Source organism: Streptococcus mitis, assembly GCF_946188615.1.
Taxonomy (GTDB): Bacteria; Bacillota; Bacilli; order Lactobacillales; family Streptococcaceae; genus Streptococcus; species Streptococcus mitis_BZ.
Map to the genome: position 1 here is coordinate 1 of NZ_CAMHVK010000003.1, position 14,009 is coordinate 14,009.

Here is a 14,009-nt window from a genome sequence, read left to right on the forward strand (position 1 = left end):
TATCATCATAACTCAATTTCATAATAAAACACCGCAAAAGTTAGATTTTTTCTGTCTAACTTTTGGGGTGCAGTACACAACCGTGCAGTCTTTTTACTAGCCAAAAAATGAAAAGGCAGACCTTATTCAAGAATCCGCCATTATCCAAAGATTAATCTTCAAATTTTTCATGATTTTTATCATAGAAATCAATTAAACCTAGAGCTGTTTCAAATGAAATATTTTTTACTTTTGCACGACCCTGCGCTAGAGCAATGATAGACATTTCACGCGCATTCGTTTCTTTAGAGATACGGTAGCCTGTGATTTTCTTATCACGAACCCAGCCAACAACTGATTCTACTTTTTCAAAGTTTGACTTAGCCATGTCCTTCTCCTATTTTCTTCTTTACGATATTTAATTGTATACGTTTTTATGTGTTTTGTCAATAAAAAAACATATATTCAATAAAATTAATGATTTATTTTTCTGTTACTATCTTATTAAAGCCGATAATATATAGGTTTTTACTTACTATAAACCATTAGTAAATACCTTTAAAATAATTGCATTATTAACTCTTTTATTTGTAAAAATATTCATAATTTACAAATACCAGTTCGAGATAGGTTAGACAGGTTTTATCTTCAACTTTATTCTATTTATCCAACTTTAAAAGGACATTTCTAATAGCGGAAGACTTTCTCTCCACACTATTACTAACTATTCTTTCTCTTCTCCTTCTTTGGTATTCTTCCTGCCTTTATAAGCACTTTTCACTTGATCAACTGGTACTATTTATTTACTTTATCAATATTCCTTTTTATTTCTTCAAACCTATAAAAAGATGAGTCGTTAGGAGACAATAGTATCCTATCTTCTAACATTTTCCACTGTTTTTATCTTCTTAGTATCTTATCACTCTTCTCAGTTAACTCAGTATAAGGCATCTCATTAGTATTGATTATTTTTTCTAATTCCTATTATATTTAGCCAAATTTTAGATTAGACATATATAAAATAGTGGATTCTAAAAATACTACTTATATGTAACAAGTAATTTTACTCCCTTACTATAAACTGAATCAAAAAACATAGGTACTATAATGAATTATGATAGAAATAGCGTAATCGATTTCCTAAGTCCATAGGAATCGCCCCCTTTCTTCATCTTCATTATAGCACCTATACATCGATTGTGCAAATAATATGATATTTTTTTATTAGTCCTCAGACAAGCATATTATAGAGCGTTTCATTACCATTTAAGTTAATATAAGATGGATCAAAACCTTCCATTCGACGAATCAAGCCTGCATAATCATGCTTATCTGCCAGGGCAATCCCAATCAATACTGGGCCTGTCCCCTTGCTAGCTCGTTTGATATACTCAAAACGTGTGATATCATCATTTGGCCCCAAGATATCATTTACAAACTCACGCAAAGCTCCCGGACGCTGTGGAAAATTGACCACAAAGTAATGCTTTATACCATCATAAATCAAGGCACGCTCTTCCATTTCTGGCATACGGTTGATATCATTATTTCCTCCAGAAATGATACAACAAATGGTTTTCCCCTTGATATATTCAGCTAAAATCTCTAAAGAGGCGATACTAGCCGCTCCAGCAGGTTCTGCGACAATCCCTTGCTTAGAGTAGAGGTCAATCAAGGTTTCAGAAATCAATCCCTCATCGACACCTACTAAGGTTTGAACATGTTGACGAGTTGCTTCATAGGTCAACTGACCTACCTTTTGCACAGCAATCCCATCCGCAAATTTGTCAATTTCTGTGAGTTTGACAGGCCCACCAGCTTCAAAGGCTGCCTTCATGGAACGCGCTCCATTAGCCTCTACCCCAATGACTTCAATCTCTGGACTTGTTTCCTTGATATAGGTAGAAACCCCAGCAATGAGACCACCACCTCCAACAGGAACCAAGACAACATCAAAATCAATCGATTCTTTTCGAGCTTCTTCTAAAATCTCATAAGCAACTGTTCCTTGACCTGCCTGAACATGGGCATCATCAAAAGGATCAATAAAGGTACGATTTTCAGAAACTGTAAATTCTTGAGCTGCTTTAGCTGAGGCATCAAAGGTATCACCAACTAGTTTAATGGTTACGAAGTCCCCACCAAAAAAGCGAACTTGACCAATCTTTTGTTGCGGAGTTGTAATTGGCATAAAAATAGTAGCAGGAATTTTCATCTCATTACAAGTATAGGCAACTCCCTGCGCATGATTCCCCGCAGAGGCACAGACTACCCCACGCTCACGTTCTTCCTTGCTGAGCTGGGAAATGGCATAATAGGCACCACGGATCTTAAAAGAACGAACACGTTGAGCATTTTCCTTTTTCAAATAAATCTTAGCACCATACTTCTCCGATAAATAATGGTCATAATCCAGTGGGGTATTCACAACCACACCGTTCAAGACCTTATGAGCCTTGATTATATCTTTTGAACTTAACATCTTTTTCTCCTAGACTATTTCATACTTATCGTAATCCATCTTTTAAAAAGAGATGAATTGATTATAAAAGCGAGTTAGTCCCCCAACTCGCCTTCACCTTAATTTCTATCAATTAGTTATAGATTTTAAATGCATCATCGTCGTTTTTACCAACGAATGGCATTGCTTTACGCAATTCTGCACCAACTTTTTCAATTTCAAGGTTAGCTGCTTGTTCACGGTAAGCAGTCAATTTTGGACGTCCAGCTTTATAGTCATTTACAAAGTCATTTGCAAATTTACCATTTTGGATGTCTGCCAAGACAGCTTTCATGTTTTCTTTAACTTGCTCAGTAATTACACGTGGACCTGATACATAGTCACCGTACTCAGCAGTGTTTGAAATTGATTGACGCATTTTCTTGAATCCACCTTCGTAGATCAAGTCGACGATCAATTTCATTTCGTGAAGAACTTCAAAGTAAGCCAATTCTGGAGCGTAACCTGCTTCTGTCAAGACTTCGAAACCTGCTTCGATAAGGGCAGTCAAACCACCACAAAGTACAGCTTGTTCACCAAACAAATCTTCTTCAGTTTCTTCTTTGTAAGTTGTTTCAAGAAGACCTACACGAGCTGCTCCAACACCTTTACACCAGTCCATAGCAATGTTTTTAGCATTTCCTGTTGCATCTTGATATACTGCGTAAAGAGCTGGAACACCAAATCCTTCTTCATAAGTACGACGTACCAAGTGTCCTGGTCCTTTAGGAGCACACATAAAGACATCTACATCCGCAGGAACTTTGATAAACTCAAAGTGGATATTGAAACCATGAGCAAATCCAACTGCATTTCCAGCTTCCAAGTTTGGAGCGATTTCTGCTTCGTACAATTCTTGTTGGATTTCGTCTGGTGCCAAAATCATGATAACGTCAGCCAATTTAGTTGCTTCTGCTACTGTGTAAGTGTCAAATCCATCTTCTTTTGCTTTGTCAAAAGATTTACCTGGACGTACACCGATGATGACATCACGACCTGAGTCACGCAAGTTTTGAGCATGCGCATGTCCTTGTGAACCATAACCGATAACGGCGATTTTTTTACCGTCAAGTGCTGCTACTTTAACATCTTTTTCATATTCCATTTGAACTGCCATAGTTTTTTCTCTCTTTTCTATTATTTATTGCCTTTTAGGCTGGATTAACAAATTTAAAATATTTTTATACTCAATGAAAATCAAAGAGCAAATTAGGAAGCTAGCCACAGACTGCTCAAAGCACTGCTTTGAGGTGGTAAATAAGACTGACGGAGTCAGTAACATATACCTACGGCAAGGCAAAGCTGACGTGATTTGAAGAGATTTTCGAAGAGTATTAATCGCGGGTAAATCCAGTTGCACCCGTTCGAGCAATATTACGAATACCGTATGGTCGAATGACTCGCAATAGAGCTTCACTCTTTTCAGCATTCCCTGTCATCTGAATGGTAATCGAGCTTGGTGCTACGTCTACCACTGTTGCACGGAAAGGTTGAATAATCGCTAGAATCTCAGCACGCTTCTCTGCTGGCGCTGACATCTTAACCAAAATCACCTCGCGCTCCAAGTGTGGTTTATCCGTAATATCTCGAATGCGAATCACATCAATCTGACGATTGAGCTGCTTAATGATTTGCTCCACTTCATCATGTGAAGCCACATCAATAATAATGGTGATACGCGATACATTCGGATCTTCTGTTGCTCCAACAGAGATGCTTTCAATATTAACCTGACGACGAGACAGGACACCGGTAAAGCGATTGAGGACTCCTGAACGATTTTGTAGTTTTGCTGTTAACATTCTACGCATGGAACTTCACCCCCAACATCTCATGATTACTCTTACCAGCTGGTACCATTGGTAGCACTTGTTCCTTACGAGAAATATCTACCTCGATTAGCATAGGAACATTCTCAGTAATGACTTCAAGGTCTTGAGCCAAGGTCTCAGGATTGTCAAACTTATAGTTTTTAATGCCATAAGCTTGTGCCATCAATTGGAAATCAGGAAGGGTATCAAAGACTGACTCTGACGTTCTACCTTCATAGAAGGATTCCTGCCATTGGCGAACCATTCCAAGTGAGTGGTTGTTCAGCATAACCACCTTGATTGGCACCTTGTAAATGTTCAAAATAGCCAATTCCTGGTTAGTCATTTGGAAACCGCCATCCCCAACAAACAAGACTACTTCCTTATCTGGGTTAGCAATTTTAGCTCCAATTGCTGCTGGAATTCCAAATCCCATGGTTCCCAAACCACCTGAAGTCACTAACTGACGTTCATTTTGGTAGGGATAATACTGGGCTGTCCACATTTGGTGTTGACCAACGTCTGTTACCACAATGGCATCTCCATTCGTCAATTCACCAATTCGTTCAATAACAGCTTGCGGCTGAACCACACGCTCTTTCTTGTCATAAGAACGAACGCGGTTCTTGTCTTTGGTAACTTTTTCAATCCATTTCTCAGTATTGTTATGAACGGTTGGTTCCGCCAACAACATTTGCAAGGCTTTCTTAGCATCTCCAACTACAGGAATATCTGCACTGATAATCTTGCCAATCTCGGCTGGGTCAATATCAATGTGGGCAACCTTAGCATTCTTAGCGAAGGTCTTAGGATTCCCCGTCAAGCGATCATCGAAACGACAACCAATACTAATCATAAAGTCCGCTTCCGTCATGGCAATATTAGCTGCAAACGATCCGTGCATCCCCCCCATTCCAAGGAAGAGTGGATGACTCGTTGCAATCGTTCCTTGTCCCAAAAGACTGGTTACCACCGGAATTTGATAGCGTTCTGCAAATTCATTTAATTCTGCAGCTGCTTCAGCATAACTAATCCCCCCACCAGCTAACAAGACTGGTTTTTTAGCCTTGGACAATTGCTTCAAGATTTTTTTGATTTGCATATCATTTGGCTCAAGAGTTGGCTGATAGCTTGGTAGGTTCACTTCTGGTGAATAGATAAAGTCGGTTTCTAAAGCAGATACGTCTTTAGGTAAGTCAATTACAACTGGCCCTGGTCGACCTGTAGTTGCGATATGAACAGCTTCCGTAATGATACGAGGAATATCAGCTGTCTCCCGAACTTGGTAATTGTACTTAGTGATTGGCATGGTAATTCCCACAATGTCTGCCTCCTGGAAGGCATCCTTCCCAATCCCTGCTCGCGCCACCTGACCTGTAAAGACCAAAAGGGGAACACTGTCGCTCATGGCATCCGCAATCCCTGTAATAGCATTTGTTGCTCCCGGTCCGCTAGTGACGACGGCAACACCCAACTTTCCAGTTGATTTGGCATAACCTTCAGCTTCATGCAAACAACCTTGCTCATGGCGTCCTAGAATGTGGCGAATGCCTTTAAAATTATATATCGCATCATACAAAGGCAAGACCGCACCACCAGGATAACCAAAGATGGTATCAATTCCTAAATCACGAAGTGTTTCCAAAACTAGATCCGACCCCGTCTTAGGAGATTCTAAACTGATTTTCTCCATTGTTCCCCTTTCTCTTCTCTTAAAAATAACTTGTTACTATCATACCATTTTTTCAAAATTTTTCAAGAGAAAAGAAGAAATTTTCTGAATTTTCTATTTTAAAGTTTATTTATGAATGTTATTTTTGTTTTTATAAAAAAGATACCGATTTCATTTACTAAAAAAGAAAAAAGAACTGATTTCTCAGTCCTTCATTAATCTTATTCTACACTAAATAGGTATGGGTAAACAGGTTGTTGACCTTGGTGAATCTCGACTTCAACGTCTTCGAATTCTTCTGCGATTTCTTGAGCAATTTCATTAGCAAGTTCTTCGCTTCCATCTTCACCAACATAGAAGGTTACGATTTCACTATCTTCATCCAACATATGTTTCAATGTTTCTGTCAAGGTTTGGTGCATGTCAGGGTTTGACACGAGGATTTTTCCATCCACCATACCAAGATTATCGTTTTCATGGATTTCTAAGCCATCAATGGTTGTATCACGAACAGCTGTTGTAACGCTTCCGCTAACGACATCGCTAAGAGCAGCTGTCATACGCTCTTGGTTTTCTTCGATGGACTTGCTTGGATCAAAGGCAAGAAGACTTGTCAAACCTTGAGGAAGAGTACGAGCTTCTACCACTACTGCTGGTTGCTCCAAAACTTCTGCTGCAGATTGAGCTGCCATGAAGATATTCTTGTTATTTGGCAGGAAGATAATGTTACGAGCGTTGACCTGTTCAACAGCCTTGATAAAGTCTTCAGTTGAAGGGTTCATAGTTTGACCGCCTTCAATAACATAATCCACACCTTGAGAACGGAAGATATCTGCTAGACCTTTACCAGCCACCACAGCAATCAAAGCATATTCTTTTTCTTCAGCTGGTTTGCTAACTTGAGCAACTTCTTTCTCAACCTGTGCTTCGTGTTGGTTACGCATATTGTCAACTTTTACCTTGACCAAGCTACCATATTTGAGACCTTCTTGCATAACAAGTCCTGGATCTTCTGTATGGACATGGACTTTAACAATTTCATCATCGTTAACAACGAGGAGAGAGTCTCCAAGCTCATTCAAGTAGTTACGGAATTCGTCGTAGTCAAAATCTTTGGCATAGGTTGGACCTTGCTTAAGAGCTACCATGATTTCAGTACAATAACCAAAGGTAATGTCCTCAGTCGCTACATGACCAGCTACAGACTTGTGGTGTTCTGCATTGATCATTTCACTCATGTTGGCCGGAGTCGCTACAAAGTCCTCAGATGCGATATATTCGCCAGTAAGGGCTGAAAGGAAACCTTCGTAGATAAAGACCAGTCCTTGACCACCTGAATCCACAACACCAACTTCTTTCAATACTGGAAGCATGTCTGGTGTTTTAGCTAGAGCTGTTTTAGCACCTTCCAAGGCTGCGCGCATGACTTCAACAGCGTCATCTGTTTGCTCAGCTTTTTTCTTAGCACCGATAGCAGCCCCACGAGAAACTGTTAAAATCGTTCCTTCAACTGGTTTCATAACTGCCTTATAGGCAACTTCCACACCTGATTGGAAGGCAAGGGCCAAGTCTTGACCTGTTAACTCGTCTTTATCCTTGATGGCTTGTGAAAATCCACGGAAAAGCTGAGACGTAATAACTCCTGAGTTCCCACGCGCGCCCATCAAAAGACCTTTGGCAAGAATGCTCGCTACCTCGCCAACTGTAGAAGCTGGTTTGTCTGCAACTTCCTTAGCACCATTTTCAATGGTCATTCCCATGTTTGTTCCAGTATCTCCATCTGGAACTGGAAAGACGTTTAATGAATTGACATATTCAGCTTGCTTATTCAAACGAGTTGATGCAGCCTGCACCATTTCTTGAAATAAGCTAGTAGTAATTTTTGACACGGTTATTCTCCTACAACTTTGATATTTTGAATGTAGACATTTACAGTCTGAGCGGTAATTCCAAGTTGGTTTTCCAAACTAAATCGAACACGCTCTTGAATGTTTTTTGACACTTCGCTAATCTTTGTTCCGTAGCTCAACACGGTATATACGTCAACTGCAATACTGCCATCTTCAGCTGCCTTTACGACGACACCTTTGGAATAATTTTCCTTACCTAGAAGGGCTTGGAAATTATCTTTGAGGGCATTTTTACTAGCCATACCGACCACACCAAAAATCTCAGTTGCTGCTCCACCTACGACGGTTGCAATCACTTCATCTGTTAGTTCGATTTGACCATCTTTTGTATTAATTTTTACAGTCATCCTTTTTACCTCAACTAGTTGATACTCTATTTTATCATATTTCAGCCCAAGTGTAAAAGCAGAATACTGTATCAGCGGATATTTACTCTATTTTTCAAATGATTTTATATCTACAGTAAAAGAAAAAAGACCCTAAGGTCTCCTTACTTTTATTATTAAACGCGTTCAACTTTACCTGATTTCAAAGCACGAGCTGAAGCCCAAACTTTTTTAGGTTTACCATCGATAAGAACAGTAACTTTTTGAAGGTTTGGTTTTACGGCACGTTTTGTTTGGTTCATCGCGTGTGAACGGTTGTTTCCTGATACAGTCTTACGACCTGTAAAGTAACATACTTTAGCCATTGTGTTTTCCTCCTATTAGATCTAATATAGCGGATGTGCTAGCACCACATACCGTACTATGTTATCACACTTTCTTCTTTTTTGCAAGGGAATTGGAAGATTTTTTTATTTAACGTAGACAATTCCCAACTTCCCAAAGGCCACATCTCCACGGATAATCAAGGTTTTGCTGATTGGGGCTAGAGGAGTATCTGCCTTGGCTACGCCACAGAAAGTTTCTACCTTTAAATCAACTCCCCAATGTTGAGGAACATAGATAACTGCATTGCCAAAACCAACTTCCACTTTCAGGGTTGCGGTATCTCCCAACATCTCTGCATTGTCATAATATATCTTGGCATTTCCAAAACCAACTTCTACTTGATCTTCTACCAATTCTTGCTCTTGCTTGTAGAAAGTTCCAGTCCCAAAAGCAACTTCCTTATCTGTAAGAATGGTCTTTTTACCATCATACCACCATTTTTTCCCATTCCAAGTTCTGTTAGAATGAGTGAGTGCGCTGACACCCATTACGATTAAAATACTTGCCCAGAACAATGACTGATTGGGAATTGGTAAAATGCCATAAAAGTGGTTAGCAATCATTAAGGCTACTAGAGCTGTAAAAGAGGCTGAAGTTAAGTGACGACGCAACAAAGCTCCAACTGATTGATAGGCAAAAAATGCAATACCAAGCAAGGGCCAAATTTGCCCACCGAATGAAGGGATTCCAAAATTTCCTTGTAATAATATTAAAGCTGCCAATACTAGCAACACGATACCAAATGCTTTCTTTTTCATCTTCTTACCTCATGTTTCTTAGATTTTCTTTTAGGAGGGATTGGTAATGTCGTGAGACATGAACCTCCTTGTGGGTCTGATAAAAGGAAATGGTGCCCGTTCCTGAAAAGGACTTGTCCACCGAGTAAACCTGACGAATATTTGCAATAGTCGATTTGGATACCCGACTAAAATAGCGAGGAAGAATAGCCTCTAACTCATAGAGTTTAAGCCGAACCTCGTAGGCTTCTTTCTGGGTGTGGGCGTAAATCTTGCTACCTTCTGTCTCAAAGAAGAGAATTTCCGATAAGTCCAGATAATATTCACCCGTCCCCTTGTAAAAAATCAACCTAGGAGACTTGGATTCGTGCAAGAGGCGCTGTAAATCCGCAATCTCATCTGTCAAAGCCGCTGCCTTGATGACAATTTCAGTTTCCTCTAAATTGCTGTCAATTTCGATTCGTAACTTCATTCCATCTCCTTTCTGACTCTACTATATCAAAGCCAAAATAAGAAAACAAGAGCAAAAAAGCAAGTGGTTACTTTAGACCCGTAAGTGGTTGTAGGACCACCTTAACTTACAATTCAAAATAGAAAGAAAAGCACACCCCACGCAAGGCCACAAATATAACCAACTACTACATCCTTGAGATAATGCACGCCACCTGAGACTCTCACTAGACCGAGGAGGGCTGACAAGACCAATAAGATAACCCCTACAGATAAACTAGCATGTAAGCAAGCCATGGAGATAATGGTTGCTGAAAAGACATGACGACTGGGCATTGACTGACCAGGACTATCTCTGTCAAGCAAGGGTTTAATATCCCATTCCTCATAAGGCCTAGGGGCATTGATTTTCTTACGAAGAAAGGACAAAATCACAAAGCCTGACGCAGGGACAAACACATACATCAAGACCTGCTTCCCAAGTCCTTGTTGGAGATAGGTAATTACTAACAAGGTTAAATAAACTATAGGCATGACTACTGTCATAAACCGATTGAAAGTTCTTAACAAGCTCAGAAGAAAGGGCTTATTTTTAATGTTACTAGCAACGTGGCCATACCATTCTTGATAATTTTTCATATATTTTCTCATCACTTACTCAAATTTTGCTTATAGGGAAGCACTTGTCTTCTAGTATAGTGCAGAAAAAGAAGGCCGTCAAGCCTTCTTTGGGTTTATTCTTCTGCTTCGTCTTCTGTAAATTGACTGTTATAAAGGTCAGCGTAGAAGCCTCCTTGTGCCATCAACTCATCATGATTGCCTTGCTCAATGATATTGCCATCTTTCATGACAAGAATCAGATCAGCATTTCGGATAGTTGACAAGCGGTGGGCGATGACAAAGGAAGTTCTTCCCTCCATCAATCGGTCCATGGCTTTCTGGATCAATTCCTCAGTACGAGTATCAACCGAAGATGTCGCCTCATCCAGAATTAGAAGTAGCGCATCTTTCAGCAAAGCACGAGCAATGGTCAAGAGTTGTTTTTGTCCGACAGACAAGGTCACTGTATCATCCAAGACGGTATCGTAACCATCTGGTAGAGTCATGATAAAGTGGTGAATCCCTACAGCCTTGCTGGCTTCAATCACGCGCTCATCACTAATACCTGTTTGGTTATAGATGAGATTGTCGCGAATGGTTCCTTCAAAGAGCCAAGTATCCTGCAATACCATTGAAAAGGCATCGTGTACTTCCGAACGCTTTATCTCCTTGGTATCCACACCATCAATGCGAATACTTCCCTTATCAATCTCATAGAACTTCATCAAAAGATTGACAATGGTTGTCTTACCAGCCCCTGTCGGTCCGACAATCGCAACCTTTTGACCAGCATGAACAGTCGCAGAAAAGTCATGGATAATGGTTCGCTCTGGTGTGTAACCAAAGGAGACTCGATCAAAGACTACTTGACCTTTCATATCGATCAATTGTCTTTCTTTATGGGATTCGTCTTCCATTTCCTCTTCAGCTAGGAATTCGAAGACACGTCCCATGGCTGCACTAGCCTGCTGAAGACTAGTAATCCCTTGGGCAATTTGTGAAAGAGGCTGAGAAAAGATACGAACGTAGGCCATAAAGGCAACAATAATCCCGATACTAATCTGCCCATTCAGAGCCAAGGCTGCCCCAACGATAATCACTAGGGCATAGCTAAAGTTCCCAATAAACATCATAATCGGCATCATAATCCCTGAAATAAACTGAGATTTCCAGATACTGTCATACAGACGATAGTTTAAGGTCGCAAATTCTTCTTTGGTGCTCTCGATAGCATTGTAACTGGTCACCACATTATGGCCAGAGTACATTTCCTCCACATAACCATTTACAGCCGCCAAATCCTGTTGCTGACTCTTAAAGAAGCCCTGCGATTTGCCCATAAAAACGGACACGAAAGCAAAACCGATAAGAGTTGAAACAACCGTCACTAAGGCTAAAATCCAGTTCATCCCAAACATGGTCACCAAAACTGCCACGACCAATAAAGTGGATGAAAGAACTGTCCCCAGACTTTGATTGAGGGACTGGGCTGCAGTGTCAACGTCATTAGTCACACGAGACAAGGTATCTCCTTGAGAATGTCCATCAAAATACCCTAATGGAAGACGATTAATTTTCTCTGCAATCGCTCTTCTCAAACGCTCTGAAAAACGTTGAATAGCTGTTGTAAACAGAAAGGCCTGCAAATAATTTGATAGGAGTCCAATCACATAGATGACGGCCAAAAAACTACCAATGGCTGCAACCGCCGTGACATCCACACTTGTTTCTAGACCACTGGCAATAATATTGGTCATTTCCTTGATACGGGTTGGACCATATACAGTAATGATATTGGATAGAATTGTTGCTAGAAAGGCTATCAGAAGGGCAAACTGGAGACCTACAAGATAGGGTTTACTCTGTTTCCAGAGCGACATTTTTTTATTTTCCATGTTCCAATTCCTCCTTCGATAATTGTGAATAGGCAATTTCTTGGTAAACTTCGTTGGTAGCTAGAAGTTCCTTGTGGGTGCCTTGTCCCACGACTTTACCTTGATCCAAGACCAAAATCAAATCTGCATCCATAATGGTTGAAATACGCTGTGCGACGATGAGCTTGGTCATAGATTTTGTTTTCTCTGCTAGCTCTTGGCGTAGGACACGATCTGTCTTGTAATCCAAGGCTGAGAAGGAGTCATCAAAGATGAGGATTTCTGGCTTACGAGCCAAGGCACGCGCAATGGCCAAACGTTGTCTTTGTCCACCTGAGAAGTTGGTTCCTCCTTGGGCTACTTCTGACTCTAAGCCCGCTTCCTTGTCTTCGATAAAGTTCTTAGACTGGGCCAATTCCAAGGCCTGCCACATAGCCTCCTCACTAAGTGGTGTTTCTTGGCTGCGTCCAAAGTCTAGATTGCCCTTGACATCTCCAGAAAAGAGCACAGCTTTTTGTGGAATATAACCAACCTTGTTGCGCAAATCTTCCAAACCGTAATCTTGAACATTAACTCCGTCCACTAGAATTTCTCCTGCTGATACGTCATAGAAACGTGGAATCAGATTGACTAGAGTTGACTTACCAGAACCAGTTGAGCCGATAAAGGCAACTGTTTGGCCAGCTTCTGCTCTAAAGCTAACATGCTCGATAACTGCCTCCGAATTTGCAGCATAGCGAAAGGTCACATCCTTAAATTCGACCTGACCTTTGAGATTTTCATCAGCCAACTGCACTTGAGCAGGATTTTGGATAGAAGAATGCAAATCTAGAACCTGATTAATCCGCTTGGCAGAGACCATAGTTCGAGGAAGAACGATGAAGAGCGCCCCCATGAGAAGGAATCCCATGACAACCTGCATGGCATAAGACATGAAAACAACCATATCACTAAAGAGAGGCAGACGAGCTGTAGGAGCAGCATCGTTGATCACATAGGCCCCAATCCAATAAATCGCCACACTCAAACCACTTGAAATCCCCATCATGATGGGATTCAAAATGGCCATGAGACGGTTGACAAACAAATTCAAACGGGTCAATTCATCATTTGCTGCTGCAAATTTTTCATCTTGGTACTTTTCAGCATTGTAGGCACGAACAACGCGAATACCTGTTAGACTCTCCCGAGTGATACTATTCAGTTTATCAGTCAGACTTTGAATCAAGGACTGTTTTGGAAAGGCTAGCGTCATCAAAACTGTTGTCATCAAAACATTGACAATCACTGCCACAAGAACAGCCCAGAGCCAGTATTCTGAATGGCCTAAAATCTTCCCTATAGCCCAGATAGCCATAATCGGACCACGCGTAACCACTTGCAAGCCCATGGTGATCAACATCTGAACTTGAGTAATATCATTAGTGGTACGAGTTAGGAGACTTGGAATAGAGAATTTCTTAATCTCTGTCTGCGAGTAATCCAAAACTCGGTTAAAAATATCACTTCTCAGCCTACTAGTATAGGAAGCCGCCACTCTGGATGCAAAAAATCCAACTGCGACTGCGGACAAGAAGGCAAAAAAAGACATTCCGACCATCATACCTGCTGGTTGCCATAACTCATCTAAACTAGTTCCTTGAGTCCCCAGCAAATCCGTGATTTTCGAGATATAGGTCGGAACTTCCAACTCTAGATAGACCGAAAAGCATGTAAAGAGAATGGCTAGTAAAATCATCCCCCATTCTTTTCTACTAATTCAT

The 14,009-nt window shown here is 40.6% G+C and carries 13 protein-coding genes; all 13 read right to left on the reverse strand.

Features of this window, described 5'->3' with window-relative positions; translation table 11 throughout:
* Nucleotides 1-151: 151 nt before the first annotated feature.
* Complete coding sequence (locus OCF95_RS03410; RefSeq protein ID WP_001130035.1) at nt 152-367, reverse strand: capsule biosynthesis transcriptional regulator; 216 nt, start codon at nt 365-367, stop codon at nt 152-154.
* Nucleotides 368-1,210: 843 nt separating this feature from the next.
* Nucleotides 1,211-2,461, reverse strand: a complete 1,251-nt coding sequence (gene ilvA / locus OCF95_RS03415) for a threonine ammonia-lyase IlvA (protein ID WP_261030742.1) — start codon at nt 2,459-2,461, stop codon at nt 1,211-1,213.
* Nucleotides 2,462-2,573: 112 nt separating this feature from the next.
* Nucleotides 2,574-3,596: a ketol-acid reductoisomerase gene (ilvC, locus tag OCF95_RS03420; protein ID WP_000290683.1), complete on the reverse strand. Its 1,023-nt coding sequence runs from the start codon at nt 3,594-3,596 to the stop codon at nt 2,574-2,576.
* A 217-nt stretch (nt 3,597-3,813) separates the two neighbouring features.
* Nucleotides 3,814-4,290, reverse strand: coding sequence for an acetolactate synthase small subunit (ilvN, locus tag OCF95_RS03425; protein ID WP_001253803.1), 477 nt, complete (start codon nt 4,288-4,290; stop codon nt 3,814-3,816).
* Nucleotides 4,283-5,983, reverse strand: a complete 1,701-nt coding sequence (locus OCF95_RS03430) for an acetolactate synthase large subunit (RefSeq protein ID WP_049500859.1) — start codon at nt 5,981-5,983, stop codon at nt 4,283-4,285. Before OCF95_RS03430 ends, ilvN begins: the two co-directional genes overlap by 8 nt.
* 200 nt (nt 5,984-6,183) lie before the next feature.
* Entirely contained in the window at nt 6,184-7,851 is a 1,668-nt protein-coding gene (locus OCF95_RS03435; protein WP_020902726.1) for a DAK2 domain-containing protein, read from the reverse strand.
* A gap of 2 nt (nt 7,852-7,853) precedes the next feature.
* Nucleotides 7,854-8,219, reverse strand: coding sequence for an Asp23/Gls24 family envelope stress response protein (locus tag OCF95_RS03440; protein WP_000216437.1), 366 nt, complete (start codon nt 8,217-8,219; stop codon nt 7,854-7,856).
* 155 nt (nt 8,220-8,374) lie between these two features.
* A complete protein-coding gene (rpmB, locus tag OCF95_RS03445; RefSeq protein WP_001140948.1) occupies nt 8,375-8,563 on the reverse strand; it encodes a 50S ribosomal protein L28 in 189 nt (62 codons plus the stop codon).
* A gap of 105 nt (nt 8,564-8,668) precedes the next feature.
* Complete coding sequence (locus tag OCF95_RS03450) at nt 8,669-9,343, reverse strand: LiaF transmembrane domain-containing protein (protein ID WP_247942153.1); 675 nt, start codon at nt 9,341-9,343, stop codon at nt 8,669-8,671.
* A 4-nt stretch (nt 9,344-9,347) separates the two neighbouring features.
* On the reverse strand, nt 9,348-9,794 hold the full coding sequence (locus OCF95_RS03455; protein ID WP_004256763.1) for a LytTR family DNA-binding domain-containing protein: 447 nt from the start codon (nt 9,792-9,794) through the stop codon (nt 9,348-9,350).
* Between the two features lie 113 nt (nt 9,795-9,907).
* Nucleotides 9,908-10,411: a phosphatase PAP2 family protein gene (locus tag OCF95_RS03460; protein ID WP_004256762.1), complete on the reverse strand. Its 504-nt coding sequence runs from the start codon at nt 10,409-10,411 to the stop codon at nt 9,908-9,910.
* A 95-nt stretch (nt 10,412-10,506) separates the two neighbouring features.
* Nucleotides 10,507-12,267: an ABC transporter ATP-binding protein gene (locus tag OCF95_RS03465; protein ID WP_004256761.1), complete on the reverse strand. Its 1,761-nt coding sequence runs from the start codon at nt 12,265-12,267 to the stop codon at nt 10,507-10,509.
* The gene (locus tag OCF95_RS03470) at nt 12,257-13,984 is read right to left on the reverse strand and encodes an ABC transporter ATP-binding protein (protein WP_261104911.1); all 1,728 of its coding nucleotides are present in this window, start codon (nt 13,982-13,984) and stop codon (nt 12,257-12,259) included. The genes OCF95_RS03465 and OCF95_RS03470 overlap by 11 nt, the downstream gene beginning before the upstream one ends.
* Nucleotides 13,985-14,009: the final 25 nt, after the last annotated feature.

Bases quoted from the DNA above. Each gene is read 5' to 3' on its own strand.
- OCF95_RS03410 (WP_001130035.1), bottom strand. From the start codon at position 367: ATGGCTAAGTCAAACTTTGAAAAAGTAGAATCAGTTGTTGGCTGGGTT.
- ilvA (WP_261030742.1), bottom strand. From the start codon at position 2,461: ATGTTAAGTTCAAAAGATATAATCAAGGCTCATAAGGTCTTGAACGGT.
- ilvC (WP_000290683.1), bottom strand. From the start codon at position 3,596: ATGGCAGTTCAAATGGAATATGAAAAAGATGTTAAAGTAGCAGCACTT.
- ilvN (WP_001253803.1), bottom strand. From the start codon at position 4,290: ATGCGTAGAATGTTAACAGCAAAACTACAAAATCGTTCAGGAGTCCTC.
- OCF95_RS03430 (WP_049500859.1), bottom strand. From the start codon at position 5,983: ATGGAGAAAATCAGTTTAGAATCTCCTAAGACGGGGTCGGATCTAGTT.
- OCF95_RS03440 (WP_000216437.1), bottom strand. From the start codon at position 8,219: ATGACTGTAAAAATTAATACAAAAGATGGTCAAATCGAACTAACAGAT.
- rpmB (WP_001140948.1), bottom strand. From the start codon at position 8,563: ATGGCTAAAGTATGTTACTTTACAGGTCGTAAGACTGTATCAGGAAAC.
- OCF95_RS03450 (WP_247942153.1), bottom strand. From the start codon at position 9,343: ATGAAAAAGAAAGCATTTGGTATCGTGTTGCTAGTATTGGCAGCTTTA.
- OCF95_RS03455 (WP_004256763.1), bottom strand. From the start codon at position 9,794: ATGAAGTTACGAATCGAAATTGACAGCAATTTAGAGGAAACTGAAATT.
- OCF95_RS03460 (WP_004256762.1), bottom strand. From the start codon at position 10,411: ATGAAAAATTATCAAGAATGGTATGGCCACGTTGCTAGTAACATTAAA.
- OCF95_RS03465 (WP_004256761.1), bottom strand. From the start codon at position 12,267: ATGGAAAATAAAAAAATGTCGCTCTGGAAACAGAGTAAACCCTATCTT.
- OCF95_RS03470 (WP_261104911.1), bottom strand. From the start codon at position 13,984: ATGATTTTACTAGCCATTCTCTTTACATGCTTTTCGGTCTATCTAGAG.